Origin of the sequence: Nocardioides aquaticus (assembly GCF_018459925.1) — a bacterium.
Lineage (GTDB): Bacteria > Actinomycetota > Actinomycetes > Propionibacteriales > Nocardioidaceae > Nocardioides > Nocardioides aquaticus.
On record NZ_CP075371.1, the window covers coordinates 3,009,732 to 3,022,996 of the forward strand.

Sequence of the window (13,265 nt, forward strand, 5' to 3'; positions counted from 1 at the left end):
TTCTTCCTGCTCGCCCGGCTCACCCCCGGACCCCGAGGGACGGGCACCGGACAGCCCACAGGGGGCCGGCGCGGACGCCGACCCCCTGCTGGTTGCTGCTCGATGCTGTGCGGTGCCGGTCTAGCGGCGCACCCGCACGGTGTGCACGACGACGCCGCGGGCGACGTCCTCGTCCCCGAGGTAGACCACCCGCACCGCCTTGGGTCCGGTCCGGGCGAAGCGGCCCAGGCGGGTCACGGCGCTGCCGTCCTCGTCGAGGTCGACCAGGCGCGCGGTGCGGCCCCGGACCTTGACCCGGACCTGGCCGCTGGCCTCCGCACCCTCGGCGGTCACGTCGACGAGCAGGCGGGCCCGCGTCCGACCGGCGATCACGGGCTTCGGCTGGTGGTCGACCGTGATGGTCGGCGTGGCCGGCTCGCCCGGCTCCCCGCCGTCACCGGTGACCTGCACGGGGACGACCACCTCGGTGCCCGTCTGCTCCCCGACGACCGTCAGCTCGGCGGCACCGGCCTCGACGGCGTCGGGCAGGGTCACCTCCGCGGTGGCGGTGCCGGCCTCGTCGAAGCCGGGCAGCGCCTCCTGGACCTGCGTGGTGACCGGCGCGGTGGCCAGCTCGGCGCCGTCGAGCAGCACCGTCACCTCGTCGTCGGTCACGTCGCCCTGGCCGGTCATCGACAGCGACGACAGGTCGAGGGTCAGCGTGTCGCCCGGGGCGACCTCCTCGGCGGACAGCTGGGTGCCGACCGCGCGCTGGGAGTAGTCGACCGGGAGGGGCTCCTCGGAGGCGAACTCCTCGAGGAAGTCCACGGTGGCCTGCAGGTCAGTCACGCCGGTGTCCTGCGGGCTGCCGGTGGTCGCGGCCTCGCTGAAGGCGGCGAAGTCGTCACCGCCGCCGGCCAGGAAGGAGTTGACCGTCACCGAGTACGACGCCGACAGGTCGACCGGCTCGCCGTCCAGGCGCATGTCCAGGACGTGCTCACCGCGCGGGGCGTCGGGGTCGTAGGTGTAGGTGAACCCCTCCGAGATCCCCAGCTTCAGGAACGGCCGCGACGCGCCGTCGGGCTGCCACTGCTGCTCGAGGGCCGCCTTGATCTGCTCCCCGGTCATCTGCTGGTTGACCAGCGTGTTCGCGAACGGCTGCACGGTGGCGGCCTGCTCGTAGGTGACCGGGCGGGGCGAGCCCTGCTCGAGCAGACCGGTGAGGTCGGCCCGCAGACCGCCGGGGTTCATGAACGCGACCTGCGCGCCGCCCCGGTTCTCGGCCTCGGTGGCCCACTGCTGGATCTCGGCGACCAGGTTGCCCAGGGTGGACTCGCCACCGCGGTTCTCGGTGGTGCCGTTGGCCAGCTTCGCGCGGCTGAAGGTGTCCTCGATGTCCCCGAGCTGCTCGGCGCCGAGGACCTTGGCCTCGGCGACGGCGTCGGCGACGATCTTCGTCACGGCCGGGTCGGCCGGGTAGTTGCCGGCGAGCGGCAGGAGGTCCTGCTCGACGTCCAGCAGCCGACCGGTGAACGAGTCGACCTCGAACCGGATCCGGTTGAGGTTGGTGCCGTACTGACCGGCCGAGACGACGGGACGCTCGGTGACCTCACGGTCCGCCCAGCCCTCGACGGGCAGGGAGCAGTCGTAGGCCAGGTGCGTGTGGCCGGAGACGATCGCGTCGACGTCGTCGTTGACGCCGGTCACGATGCTGCCCCACTTCGAGGACGGGTCGTCGTCGAAGGTGGTGCAGTCGGTGCCGGGCGCGCCCTCGTGGACGAGCAGCACGACGACGTCGGCGCCCTCGGCCTTGAGGTCGGCCGCGGCCGCGTTGGTCTCCTCGACCACGTCGGTGATGTCGAGCTGCTCGATGCCGGTCGGGGAGACGAGGGACGGGAGGTCCTCGGTGACCGCGCCGACGAAGCCGATCTCGGTGCCGTCGAAGTCCTGGATCCAGGTGGCGTCCAGGGCCGGGGAGCCGGTGTCCTTGAAGCGGACGTTGGCCCCGAGGTACTTCCACTCCGCGCCGCCGTTCGGGTTCTGGGCGGACTCGGGCTCGAGCACGCGACCGGTGAGGTCGTCGTAGCCCTGGTCGAACTCGTGGTTGCCCACCGCGGAGACGTCGAGACCGGCCTCGTTGAGGGAGTCGATCGTCGGCTTGTCCTCGGCGATGAAGGAGGCGAAGGTCGACGCGCCGATCAGGTCACCGGCCGCGGCGAACACCGTGTTCGGGTTCTCCGAGCGGAGCTGCTTGACGGCGCCCGAGAGCACGGCGGCACCCGCGACGGTCCCGTCGGCCTGGATCCGGCCGTGGAAGTCGTTGGTGGCCAGGAGCTGGACCTCCGTCGCGGTGGTCGGGCTCGCGCTGAGGCCGACGACCTCGGGGTTGTGGTCCGAGGCGGCGAACACGTCGCGGCTGAACAACTGGGCCGCGTTGTAGTTCCGACGGCTGTACTGGAAGGCTACCGACTCGTTGGCGTTGGTCTCCCAGATGTCGACCCCGGTCACCATCCGCCGGGCGGCGGGGCTGGCCAGGACGTGGTCCAGGGAGCCCGAGAGGCCGCTGAAGCTGTAGCTCCACTCGTCGGGGGTGTCGGACTCGAGCTTGCTGAAGCCCTCCCCCTCGAGCAGCTGGATCGGGTCCTCCTCCGAGTAGGAGTTGAAGTCGCCGGTGAGGAACACCTTGCGGGTGCCGCGGTCCACCGAGAACTCCTTGGCGAAGTCGGCCAGCGCCGCGGCCTGGGCCACGCGCTCGTCGTTGGCGTTGCCCTGCCCGTCGGGGTCCGGGGTCCCGGAGCCCTTGGACTTGAAGTGGTTCACGATCACGGCGAACACGTCGGCCCGGCCGGCGCCGGCCGGCTTGAAGGCCTGGGCCAGCGGCTCGCGCGCGTTGGCGAAGGCCTCGGAGCCGACGAGCACCTCGGAGTCACCCACCGGGCGCACCGCGGACGGGTCGTAGATGAACGCGGTACGGATGACGTCCTGCTCGGCCAGCGGCGGTAGGTCGGCGGCGGCCGGGGAGGCGACGTAGGCCCAGCGGCGGGTGCCGGCGTCGGTGTTCAGCGCGTCCACCAACGCCTTGACGGCGTCGTCCCGGTCGGTCTCGGTCAGGAGCTTGACCGAGTTCTCGATCTCCTCCAGGGACACGATGTCGGTGTCCATGGTGTTGATCGCCGCGACGATCTTGGCCTGCTGGCGGCGGAAGTCGCCGAGCTCGGCCGCGCCGCGGGGCCCGTCGGGCGTGCACGAGTTGACCGACACGGGGTCGTCGTCGCGGTCGAGGTAGTAGGTGCACTCGCCGCCGTTGGCCTCGAACTGCGCGCCGGTGGTGTTGAAGTAGTTCAGCACGTTGAAGGTGCCGAGCGACAGGTCGCCGCCGACGTCGGCCGGCTCCGCGTTCTGCGGGCGGGTGTTCTCGAAGGTCGCGACGTCGCGACCCTCGTCGGTGACCTGCTGCTGGGGCTGCAGCTTCCAGGTGTTGTTGCGGTAGTCCAGGACGACCGGGGCGACCAGCTCGGCCGCCGCACCGACGCGGACCGGGTTCTGCTGCGAGAGCCAGGGCAGCGGGACGTCCTGGTTGTCGCCGCCGTTGAACGGCAGGAAGTCGATGCTCGCGCCGTCGTCCAGGACGACGCCGCGGGCGGCGTTGTCGGCCGCCACCGCGTCCGCCTCGGGGCTGCCGGCGTCGGCGACCTCGGTCGGCTGGATGAGGGGGCGGTCGCCGGTGGCCAGGCCGATCTCGGCGTACCGGTTGGTGCTGAAGACGTTGGTGACCGTGAAGTCGTCGGTCGGCGCGAGCAGCTCGCCCTCGTGCGCCTCGCGGTCCGCGGTCGTCGTCGGGTACGCCGCGGCGAGCGGGGTGACCGGCGTCAGCGCCGGGCTCACCGGCGTGATCGCGTCGGCGTCGACGCTGACCTGGGTGGCCCCGCCGAACTCGGCGACCTGGCCGGTGACCTCGACGGAGTCGCCGAGCGCGAGCCCGGCCCCGTCGAAGTCCGGCCCGCCGTAGACGAAGACGGCGTCGGAGGCGCCGGGGGTGGCGTCGGTGGCGCCGCCGGTGCCGGCGGTCTGCAGGAAGAAGCCGTTGTAACTGCCGTCGTAGAGCGCGGTGACGACGCCGGAGGTGGTGACCTCGCGGCCGACCAGGGGGCTCTGGGCGCCGGTGCCCTGGATCTCGGCGATCTCGACGTCGCCGAGCGGCGGCGGGGGCTCCGGCTCGCCGCCGGAGGAGACCGGTGCGACCGTGCCGGCGGTGAAGTCGGCCCCGTTGACGTCGGTGTCGGTGCCGTCGGCGTCGCGCGAGGCCGAGGTGGTGTTGCTCAGACCGGGAGCGTCGACGTCACCCTCGGAGACCGCGGCGCTGCCGTAGCCGACCAGGTCCACCAGCGGCCCGCCGGTGGGGGCGGTCGGGCTCAGCGTGACCGGCTCGGTGCCGCGCACCAGCGCGACGGTGCCGGAGCCGCCGGCCATGGACTGGGTCCCGGTGGCGTCCGGGCTCGGCAGCGGGGTGCTGCCGCCGCTGCCCTGCGACTCCTGCACCAGGTAGTAGCCGCCGGGGGCGACCGACCCGGTCAGCGCCGTGGCGCCGGCCCCGGTGTTGCCGCTGCTGCGGTACTGCACCGACAGGCCGTCGACGTCGATCGCCGCGTCGGTCGGGTTGTAGAGCTCCACGAAGTCGTGGGTGTAGGTGGCGCCGGAGTTGCCGCCACCGCCGTACACCTCCGAGATGACGAGGTCGTCACCGAGCGGGCTGGCCGCTGCCGGTGACGAGAGGCCCAGGACGAGGGGGGAGACGGCGACGCTGAGCCCGGTGACCGAGGCCACCAGCCCCCGCCTTCGACTCGGGTGACGCGGGGTGCGCGAGGACACAGTGAAGAGACCTTTCGGTCGGACAGAGGGGTGAGGGGCGAAGCGGTAGGACCCTAACCCGGTCTGGACCGCACGGGAACAGCCCGCGCGTCAACTCCACGTGAACGTGATGTGGCCGGCTCCCGCGAGAGCTCAGACGGTGGTGGAACGCGGTCCGCGGAGCTCGTGGCGCTGCTGCCAGACGCCACGGAAGAACTCGAACCCGGACCACAGCGTGAGCGCCACGGCCACCACGAGGCACGCCTGGAAGGCGTAGAAGAGCACCTCGCCCGGTGTCTGCAGCCAGTCCACCAGGTCGGGGTCGCGCAGCGGCAGGCACAGCCCGCCCAGGGCGAGCGCCTGGAAGGTGGTCTTCCACTTGCCCAGGTCGGCGGCGGCGATCACCACGCGCTTGAGCACCGAGAGGCGCAGCAGCGTCACCGCCCACTCGCGGAGCAGGACCACGACGGTGACGGCCCACCAGATGTCGCCGAGGATCGACAGGCCGATGAAGGCCATCCCGGTCAGCGCCTTGTCGGCGATCGGGTCGGCGATCTTGCCGAAGTCGGTCACCTGGCCGCGCGCCCGGGCGATGTCGCCGTCCACCTTGTCGGTGATCATCGCGACCGCGAACAGCACCCACGCCACGCAGCGCCAGAGCACGGAGTCGCCGCCGTCGACGAGCAGCGCCCAGGCGAAGAAGGGCACCATCAGGATCCGGAACGTGGTCAGCGCGTTCGGCAGGTTCCAGTTGCTGACCCCGGGCGTGGTGGTGCTCATCGCACCGTCCCCGCGGAGGTCACGACCAGGTCGGCGCCCTCGCTGGCCACGACCGTGCCGGTGACCAGGTCGCCGACGCGCAGGTCGCCGGGGTGGCCCTGGACGCGGCACAGGCCGTCGACCTCCGGACCCTGGTGGGCACCGCGGCCCTCGACGACGACCTCGCCGTCCTCGACGGCGACGTGCTCGACGAGGACCTCGACCACCTCGCCGAGGCGCTCCTCGGCGCGCTGCGCCGTGAGCTGCTCGACCAGGTCGGTGACGTGGGCCAGCCTCGCGGCGACCTCGTCCTCGTCGTGCTTGTCGGTGAAGGACTCGGCCTCGGTGCCGTCCTCGTCGGAGTAGCCGAAGACGCCGACGACATCGAGGCGCGCGGCGACGAGGAAGTCGGTCAGCGTCTCGAGGTCCTCCTCGGTCTCGCCGGGGAAGCCGACGATCACGTTGGAGCGGATCCCGGCCAGCGGCGCGTGCGAGCGCACCTGGTCGAGCAGCCCGAGGAACGACTCGGGGTCGCCGAAGCGGCGCATCCGGCGCAGGACCGTGGCGCTGGCGTGCTGGAAGGACAGGTCGAAGTACGGCGCGACGCCCGGCGTGGTCGCGATCGCCTCGACCAGCCCGGGGCGGGTCTCGGCCGGCTGCAGGTACGACACCCGGACCCGCTCGACGCCGTCGGTGGCGGCCAGCGTCGGCAGCAGCGACTCGAGCAGGCGCAGGTCGCCGAGGTCCTTGCCGTAGGAGGTGGAGTTCTCGGAGACCAGGAAGAGCTCGCGGGCGCCCTCGCCGGCCAGCCACTGCGCGTCGTGCAGGACGTCGCTGGGGCGGCGGCTCACGAAGCTGCCGCGGAAGGACGGGATCGCGCAGAAGGTGCACCGGCGGTCGCAGCCGCTGGCCAGCTTCAGCGAGGCCAGCGGCCCGGTCTCGAGGCGGGTGCGCTCGACCCGGGCAGGGGCCTCGGCGGCCCGGTCGACCGGGCTGATCGGCAGCAGCCGGCGCCGGTCGGCCGGGACGTGCGCGGCCGGCCGCTCCCCCGCCACGATCCCGCGCAGGCGGGCGGCGATGTCGGGGTAGTCGTCGAAGCCGAGGACCGCGTCGGCCTCGGGCAGGGAGTCGGCGAGGTCGGCGCCGTACCGCTCGGCCAGGCAGCCGACCGCCACGACGGTGCTCGGGCGGCCGTTCTCCTTCAGGTCCGCGGCCTGCAGCAGGGTGTCGACCGAGTCCTTCTTCGCGGCCTCGACGAACCCGCAGGTGTTGACCAGGACGCTGTCGGCGTCGGCCGGGTCGGAGACCAGGCGGAACCCGCCCTGCGTCAGGCGGCCGGCGAGCTCCTCGGAGTCGACCTCGTTGCGCGCGCAGCCGAGGGTCACCACGGCGACGGCGTGCAGCTCGGGCTCGTCGGCCGGCGGGGCAGGGGCGACCGCAGGGGCGGTGGTGGGCGTCGTCATCGTCCCCGAGTATGGCGCGCCCACCCCCCCGGGACCGAACCCGCGCCCCGTGGGCCGGTCCCCCGGCGTGACGTTCAGCCGCGTGCCGGGGTCGCCTGGCCGGGCTTGACCGCCAGCACGGGGCAGTCGGCGGTGAGCAGGACCCGCTGGGCCACGCTGCCCATCAGCAGCTTGCCGACCGGGGTGCGCTTGCGCATCCCGAGCACCACCAGCGAGCCGCCCACCTCGGTGGCGACCGCCAGCACCTGCTCGGCCACGTCGGCCCCGGTGGACTGGCGGACCTCCACGTCCCGGCCGGCGACGCTCTCGCGGAGCCGGCCCACCGCGTCGTCCGAGGCGTAGCGGGGGTCGACCAGCGCGTCGCCCTTGGTCGCGTTGACCACGACCACCCGGCTGCCGCGGTCGGCGGCCTCGGCCAGGCCGTGCTCGAGCGCCACGGCGCCGAACTCGTCGGGCGTCCAGGCGACCACCACCGGGCCGGGCTGCGTGCTGTCGGTGCTCATCGGGACACCCTCTCCTCGTCACGGTCGGTCGGGTCGGTGGGGTCGGTCGGGTCGCTCGGGCGGGTGAGGTCCGGCGGGGTGGTGCCGCGGGCGGCCGCCCGGCGCTTGGCCAGCGGCGGGAGGACGACCAGCACCGCGATCAGGACGTACACGCCGATCCCGAGGGGCTCGGCGAGCAGCCCGCTCCAGGCGCCGTCGGACAGCGAGAGCGCCTCGCGGAGCTTCTCCTCCATCAGCGGGCCGAGGATGACGCCGAGGATCAGCGGGAGCACCGGCAGGCCGAAGCGGCGCACCATCAGCCCGAGCAGGCCGAAGACGAGCAGCAGGCCGATGTCGAACGGGTCCAGGTTGGTCGCGTAGGCGCCCAGGCAGGCGAAGAACAGGATCCCCGCGTACAGCTGGGGACGCGGGATCCGCAGCAGCCGCGCCCAGACCGGCGCCAGCGGCAGGTTCAGCACCAGCAGCAGGAAGTTGCCGATCAGCAGGCTGGCCAGCAGCGTCCAGACCAGGTCGGCCTGGTCGGTCATCAGCTGCGGGCCGGGCTGGATGCCGTAGCCCTGGAGCGCGGCGAGCATCACCGACGCGGTCGCGGTGACCGGCAGGCCCAGGGCGAGCATCGGCACGAACATCCCGGCCGCCGAGGCGTTGTTGGCGGCCTCCGGCCCGGCGACGCCCTCGATGGCGCCGTGGCCGAACTCGTCGCCCTTGGCCAGCTTCCGCTCGGTCACGTAGGACAGGAACGTGGGCAGCTCGGCGCCGCCGGCGGGGATGGCCCCGAACGGGAAGCCCAGCGCGGTGCCGCGCAGCCACGGCTTCCAGGAACGGCCCCAGTCGGCGCGGCCCATGAACGGGCGACCGACCGGGACGATCTGCAGCGGCGTGCGACGCAGGTGCGCCGCGACCCAGAGCGCCTCGCCGAGGGCGAAGATCCCGACGGCGACCACGACGATGTCGAGGCCGTCGATGAGCTGGTCCTGGCCCAGGCTGATCCGGGCCTGGGCGGTGTTCGGGTCGAGCCCGACCAGGCCGATGGTCAGCCCCAGGAACAGTGCGACGAAGCCGCGCAGCACCGACGAGCCGAGCACCGCGGTGGTCATCACCAGCGCCAGCACCATGATCGCGAAGTACGACGGGGCGCCGATCTCCACCGCGACCTTGGCCAGCGGCGGGGCGAAGAAGGCCACCAGCAGGGTGCCGATGGTGCCGGCGACGAACGAGCCGACGGCCGCGGTGGCCAGGGCCTGCGCGGCCCGGCCCTTCTTGGCCATCTTGTTGCCCTCGAGCGCGGTCATCACCGAGGCGGACTCGCCGGGGGTGTTCAGCAGGATCGAGGTCGTCGACCCGCCGTACATGCCGCCGTAGTAGATGCCGGCGAACATGATGAAGGCCTGGGTCGGCTCGAGGCCGAAGGTGACCGGGAGCAGCAGCGCCACGGCCATCGCCGGGCCGATGCCCGGGAGGACGCCGACGAAGGTGCCCAGCAGGACCCCGATCGCGGCGAACATGAGGTTCTCCGGCGTGGCCGCGGCCGCCAGACCGCCGAGCAGGAGGTCGAAGTCACCCATCAGAGCACCCCGTCCAGCAGGCCGGGCGTCAGCGGGATGCCGAGGCCGACGTAAAAGGCGTACCAGCTGCCGACGGCCAGGACGAGGCCGACGATGACGTCGCGCACCAGGGTGCGGCTGCCCAGCGCCCAGGCGCCGCCGGCGAAGAGCACGGCGCCGGTGATCGCCCAGCCGAGGAGGTCGACGGTGGCGATGGTGAAGGCGATGACCCCCACCAGCTTGGCCACGGTGACCCAGTCGGAGCCCTGGGCCAGGTCGACGTCCTCGCCGCCCTCCAGCTCCCCGACCGAGCCGCGGGCGGTGGCCAGGGCCAGCAGGACGCCGAGCACGGCCAGGACGGTGCCGACGACGTACGGGAAGGCGCGGGGCCCGACCGGGTCGCCGAACCCGATGCGCAGGGTGGTGGCGTCGTAGACGGTGTAGAGGCCGACCACGACCAGCAGCGCGGCCAGGCCGTACTGCGCCTTGTCCACCCCGCCCGTCGGCGCGGGCGCCGGGTCGTCCGTGCGTGGTTCGTCGATGTGGGTGCTCACAGCAGGTCCAGCTCCTCGAGCGTCGACGCGACGCGTTCGTCCTGCTCCAGCAGGAAGGCTTCGAAGTCGTCCCCGGTGCGGAAGGCGTCGATCCAGCCGTTGTCGGCGAGGGTCTGCTGCCACTCCGGGGAGTCGTGCATCTCGGTGAGGTACGCGATCAGCTCGTCGCGCCGCTCCTCGGAGATGCCCGGCGGGGCGAGGACGCCGCGCCAGTTGATGAAGATCAGGTCGATGCCCGACTCGGTCAGGGTCGGCACGTCCGCGACGGCCGCGCCGTCGAGGCGCTCCTCGCCGGAGACGGCCAGCACGCGCAGGTCCCCCGCGGCGATCTGGCCCTCGAACTCGCTCAGCCCGGAGAACCCGACCTGGATCTTGTTGCCGAGCAGGGCGCTGGTCAGCGGCCCGCCGCCGTCGTAGGTGACGTAGCGGACCTCCTGCGGGTCGATGCCGACGGTCTCGGCCAGCTGCATCGGGAACAGGTGGTCGGGCCCGCCGGGCGACGACCCGCCGCCGACGACGACCGAGGACGGGTCCGCGACCCAGGCGTCCACGAGGTCGTCGATGGTGCGGAACGGCGACTCGGCCGGGACCAGCACCCCCTCCTGCTCCTCGATCAGCTGCGCCACCGCCGTGGCGTCCTGGGGCCGCGCGTCGGCGGCGAAGGAGTACGTCGAGCCGACGACGCCGAGGCCGATCGTCATCAGGATCCGCTCGTTGCCCTCCTGGCCCATCAGCTGCGTCATCGCGGCTGCGCCGCCGGCGCCGAGGATGTTGGTGACCTGGAAGTCGCCCCCGGTGATCTTCTCCTGCTCCATCACGCCGACGGCCGCGCGGCCGGTCTGGTCGTAGCCGCCGCCCGGGCTGTTGGGGATCCACATCTCGAGGTCGGCGCTGTCGTCGCCGCGGGTCACCCCGCAGGCGGAGGTCAGCAGGGCCAGCGCGGCCAGTGCGGCGGCCGCGCCACGCAGGCGACGGCGACCGCGGGGTCGTCCGGCGCGCCCGGCGCGGCGGCGGGTCGGTGGTGCAGGGAACATGTCTCTCCCGGAGGTGGTGCACGGTGGTGCAGCGAGTGGACGTGTCGATCGTCACGCACGCTGTGGCGCCGGTCACGGTTAGGCAAGCAAAGGAGGTTGTGGACGTTGTGGTCACGCGGTGAGCCGGACGGGACCGGCGGCGGGCGGGGCAGGCGCCCGCGCCCGGGCCGGGGACGCGTGCCGCTGCCCCGGACCCTCGCGGGCCAGTTCCTGCTGCTCCAGCTGGTCGTGCTGGTGCTGGTCGTCGCGGTGACCAGCGTGGTCTCGGTGCGCCAGAGCGACGCCGACTTCCGCGACACCCGGGGCGCGCGCCTGCGCGCCGCCGCGGCCGTCCTGGCCAACACCGCGGCGGTGCAGGACGCGCTCGCCGCGAGGGACAGCGGCCGTGGCGCGCCGCCCACGGGCTCGCTGGCCTTCTACGTCACGCAGCGCCAGGACGACGTCGGCGCGACCACGGTCTACCTCACCGACCCGGTCGGCGTCGTCGTGGCCTCCACCGACCCGACCCGGGAGGGCGACACCCTCGTGCTCGGGGACGGGTCCGCCGCGCGCGGCAGCACCTGGATCGGCGACCTGGTGGACCGCGGGTCCCGGGTGATCGCGGCGGCCGTGCCGGTCTACGGGGGTGCGCGGGCGTTCACCCCCCGGCGGCCGGGACGGCCGCCGCGCCAGGTCGGCATCGCGGTGGTGACCGAGACCTATCCCCCGTTGACCGAGCGGCTGTCGGCCACCCGTACCGACGTGCTGGTCGTGCTCGGCAGCGGACTGGCCCTGGGGCTCGCCGGCTCGGTGCTGCTGTCGCGCCTGATCCGGCGTCGCACCCGCGGCCTGGAGCCGGCCGAGATCGCGGCGCTGGCCGACCAGCGCGAGGCGCTGCTGACCTCGATCCGCGAGGGCGTGGTCGCGGTCAACGACGAGGGCGTGCTGACGGTGGTCAGCGACAGCGCCCGCGACCTGCTGCGGCTGCCGCCGGACGCACAGGGCCGCGCGCTGGCCGACCTCGACGTGGCGCCGACGGTGCGCGAGGTGCTGGCCGGCACCGACGACCTGCTCGACGTCGTGCTGGTGGTCGACGGGCGGACCCTGGTGACCAACCGCAACCGGGTCGAGGCCGGCGGGCGACGGATCGGCACGATCACCACGCTGCGCGACCGGACCGACTGCTCGCGCTGCGCAGCGAGCTCAGCGCCCGCGAGAGCGTGACCGGGACGCTGCGGGCCCAGACGCACGAGTTCAGCAACCAGCTGCACACGATCTCGGGCCTGGTGCAGCTGGAGGCCTACGACGAGCTGGGCGCGTTCCTCGGCACCCTGAACCGCCGGCGCGCCGAGATCAGCGACCGGGTCCTGGCCCGGGTCGACGACCCGGCCGTGGCGGCGCTGCTGATCGCCAAGACCAGCCTGGCCGCCGAGCGTCGCGTCGAGCTCGTCCTGGACCCCGCGACCGCGCTCCCCCGGCTCGGGGCCGACCTGTCGGCCGACGTCGGCACGGTGCTCGGCAACCTGGTCGATAACGCCGTCGACGCCGTCGCCTCCTCCCCCGACGCCCGGGTCGAGGTGCTGCTGCGACGCGAGGAGGCCGGCCCGGACGGGCCCGCCGCCGTGGTCGTCCGCGTCGCTGACTCCGGGCCCGGGGTCGCCGAGGCCGATCGTGACCAGGTCTTCCACCGGGGCTTCTCCACCAAGCCGACCGAGGAGGGCGGCCGCGGTGTCGGCCTGGCCCTGGTCCAGGTCGTCTGCGGGCGGCGCGGCGGGAGCGTCGCGGTGCACAATGCGGGCGGCGCGGTCTTCGCCGCGCGCCTGCCCGACCTCGAGGACGTCACCCCGTGAGCACCCCCGACGCACCCCCGCCACCGCCGCCACCGCCGGCACCGCCGTCGGGCGGGCGCGAGCTGGGCGTGCTGGTGGTCGACGACGACTTCATGGTCGCCTCGATCCACAGCCGGTTCGTGGAGCGGGCCGTCGGCTTCCGGGTCGTCGGCGTCGTGGCCACCGGCGAGGGGGCGTTGGCCGAGGTCGAGCGACTGACCCCCGACCTGGTGCTGCTCGACGTCCACCTGCCCGACGTGGACGGCATCGAGGTGCTGCGCCGGCTGCGCGCGGCCGGCAACGACGTGGGCGTGGTGATGGTGACCGCCGCCCGCGAGGCCGACACCGTGCGCGCCGCGGTGGCCGGCGGGGCCGCGCACTACCTGGTCAAGCCGTTCGAGGCCGACGACCTGCTGTGGCGCCTGGAGGCCTTCCGGGCGGCCCGCGCCGCGCTGGAGGGGGCCGTCCGCCCCGCGCAGGAACAGATCGACGCGGCGTTCGCCCCCGGGGGGCGTACCTCCCCGGCTCCCCTGCCCAAGGGCCTGAGCCGGGAGACCGCCGGCACCGTCCTGGCCGCCCTGGACGGCGGCGCCGAGCGGTCGGCCGCCGAGTGCGCCGAGCTGGTCGGCGTCTCCCGGGTCAGCGCCCGCCGCTACCTGGAGCACTTCGTGGCCGACGGCCAGGCGCTGGTGCGCCTGCAGTACGGCGGCAGCGGCCGCCCCGAGCGGCGCTACCGCCGCGCCTGATCCGCCTGATCCGCCCGGCGCGAGGCG

Annotated in this window: 10 protein-coding genes; 3 read left to right on the forward strand and 7 right to left on the reverse strand. The window is 73.7% G+C overall.

All coding sequences use genetic code 11. From position 1 onward, the window contains the following. Positions 1-120: 120 nt before the first annotated feature. The 7 genes from ENKNEFLB_RS14600 to ENKNEFLB_RS14630 all read right to left on the reverse strand — a co-directional run bounded on the left by ENKNEFLB_RS14600 (position 121) and on the right by ENKNEFLB_RS14630 (position 10,684). Positions 121-4,803, reverse strand: coding sequence for an ExeM/NucH family extracellular endonuclease (locus tag ENKNEFLB_RS14600; RefSeq protein WP_214056075.1), 4,683 nt, complete (start codon positions 4,801-4,803; stop codon positions 121-123). A gap of 177 nt (positions 4,804-4,980) precedes the next feature. Beyond that, the gene (pgsA, locus tag ENKNEFLB_RS14605; protein WP_214056076.1) at positions 4,981-5,607 is read right to left on the reverse strand and encodes a CDP-diacylglycerol--glycerol-3-phosphate 3-phosphatidyltransferase; all 627 of its coding nucleotides are present in this window, start codon (positions 5,605-5,607) and stop codon (positions 4,981-4,983) included. Beyond that, entirely contained in the window at positions 5,604-7,049 is a 1,446-nt protein-coding gene (gene rimO, locus ENKNEFLB_RS14610; RefSeq protein WP_214056077.1) for a 30S ribosomal protein S12 methylthiotransferase RimO, read from the reverse strand. Before rimO ends, pgsA begins: the two co-directional genes overlap by 4 nt. 74 nt (positions 7,050-7,123) lie before the next feature. Continuing rightward, positions 7,124-7,552, reverse strand: a complete 429-nt coding sequence (locus tag ENKNEFLB_RS14615) for a universal stress protein (protein ID WP_246535564.1) — start codon at positions 7,550-7,552, stop codon at positions 7,124-7,126. Further along, on the reverse strand, positions 7,549-9,117 hold the full coding sequence (locus ENKNEFLB_RS14620) for a tripartite tricarboxylate transporter permease (protein WP_214056078.1): 1,569 nt from the start codon (positions 9,115-9,117) through the stop codon (positions 7,549-7,551). The genes ENKNEFLB_RS14615 and ENKNEFLB_RS14620 overlap by 4 nt, the downstream gene beginning before the upstream one ends. Further along, a complete protein-coding gene (locus tag ENKNEFLB_RS14625) occupies positions 9,117-9,650 on the reverse strand; it encodes a tripartite tricarboxylate transporter TctB family protein (protein WP_214056079.1) in 534 nt (177 codons plus the stop codon). The genes ENKNEFLB_RS14620 and ENKNEFLB_RS14625 overlap by 1 nt, the downstream gene beginning before the upstream one ends. Continuing rightward, positions 9,647-10,684 carry a Bug family tripartite tricarboxylate transporter substrate binding protein gene (locus ENKNEFLB_RS14630; protein ID WP_214056080.1) on the reverse strand — a complete coding sequence of 346 codons (1,038 nt, stop codon included), beginning with the start codon at positions 10,682-10,684 and terminating at the stop codon, positions 9,647-9,649. Before ENKNEFLB_RS14630 ends, ENKNEFLB_RS14625 begins: the two co-directional genes overlap by 4 nt. Positions 10,685-10,861: 177 nt before the next feature. Here ENKNEFLB_RS14630 and ENKNEFLB_RS14635 point away from each other — a divergent pair, with 177 nt between their 5' ends. Genes ENKNEFLB_RS14635 through ENKNEFLB_RS14645 form a run of 3 tightly spaced genes read left to right on the forward strand, consistent with a single transcriptional unit; the run spans position 10,862 to position 13,238 of the window. Beyond that, the gene (locus ENKNEFLB_RS14635; protein ID WP_214056081.1) at positions 10,862-11,887 is read left to right on the forward strand and encodes a hypothetical protein; all 1,026 of its coding nucleotides are present in this window, start codon (positions 10,862-10,864) and stop codon (positions 11,885-11,887) included. Then, on the forward strand, positions 11,884-12,513 hold the full coding sequence (locus ENKNEFLB_RS14640) for a sensor histidine kinase (RefSeq protein ID WP_214059504.1): 630 nt from the start codon (positions 11,884-11,886) through the stop codon (positions 12,511-12,513). The genes ENKNEFLB_RS14635 and ENKNEFLB_RS14640 overlap by 4 nt, the downstream gene beginning before the upstream one ends. Next, positions 12,510-13,238, forward strand: a complete 729-nt coding sequence (locus tag ENKNEFLB_RS14645) for a response regulator (protein ID WP_246535565.1) — start codon at positions 12,510-12,512, stop codon at positions 13,236-13,238. The genes ENKNEFLB_RS14640 and ENKNEFLB_RS14645 overlap by 4 nt, the downstream gene beginning before the upstream one ends. Positions 13,239-13,265 lie beyond the last annotated feature (27 nt).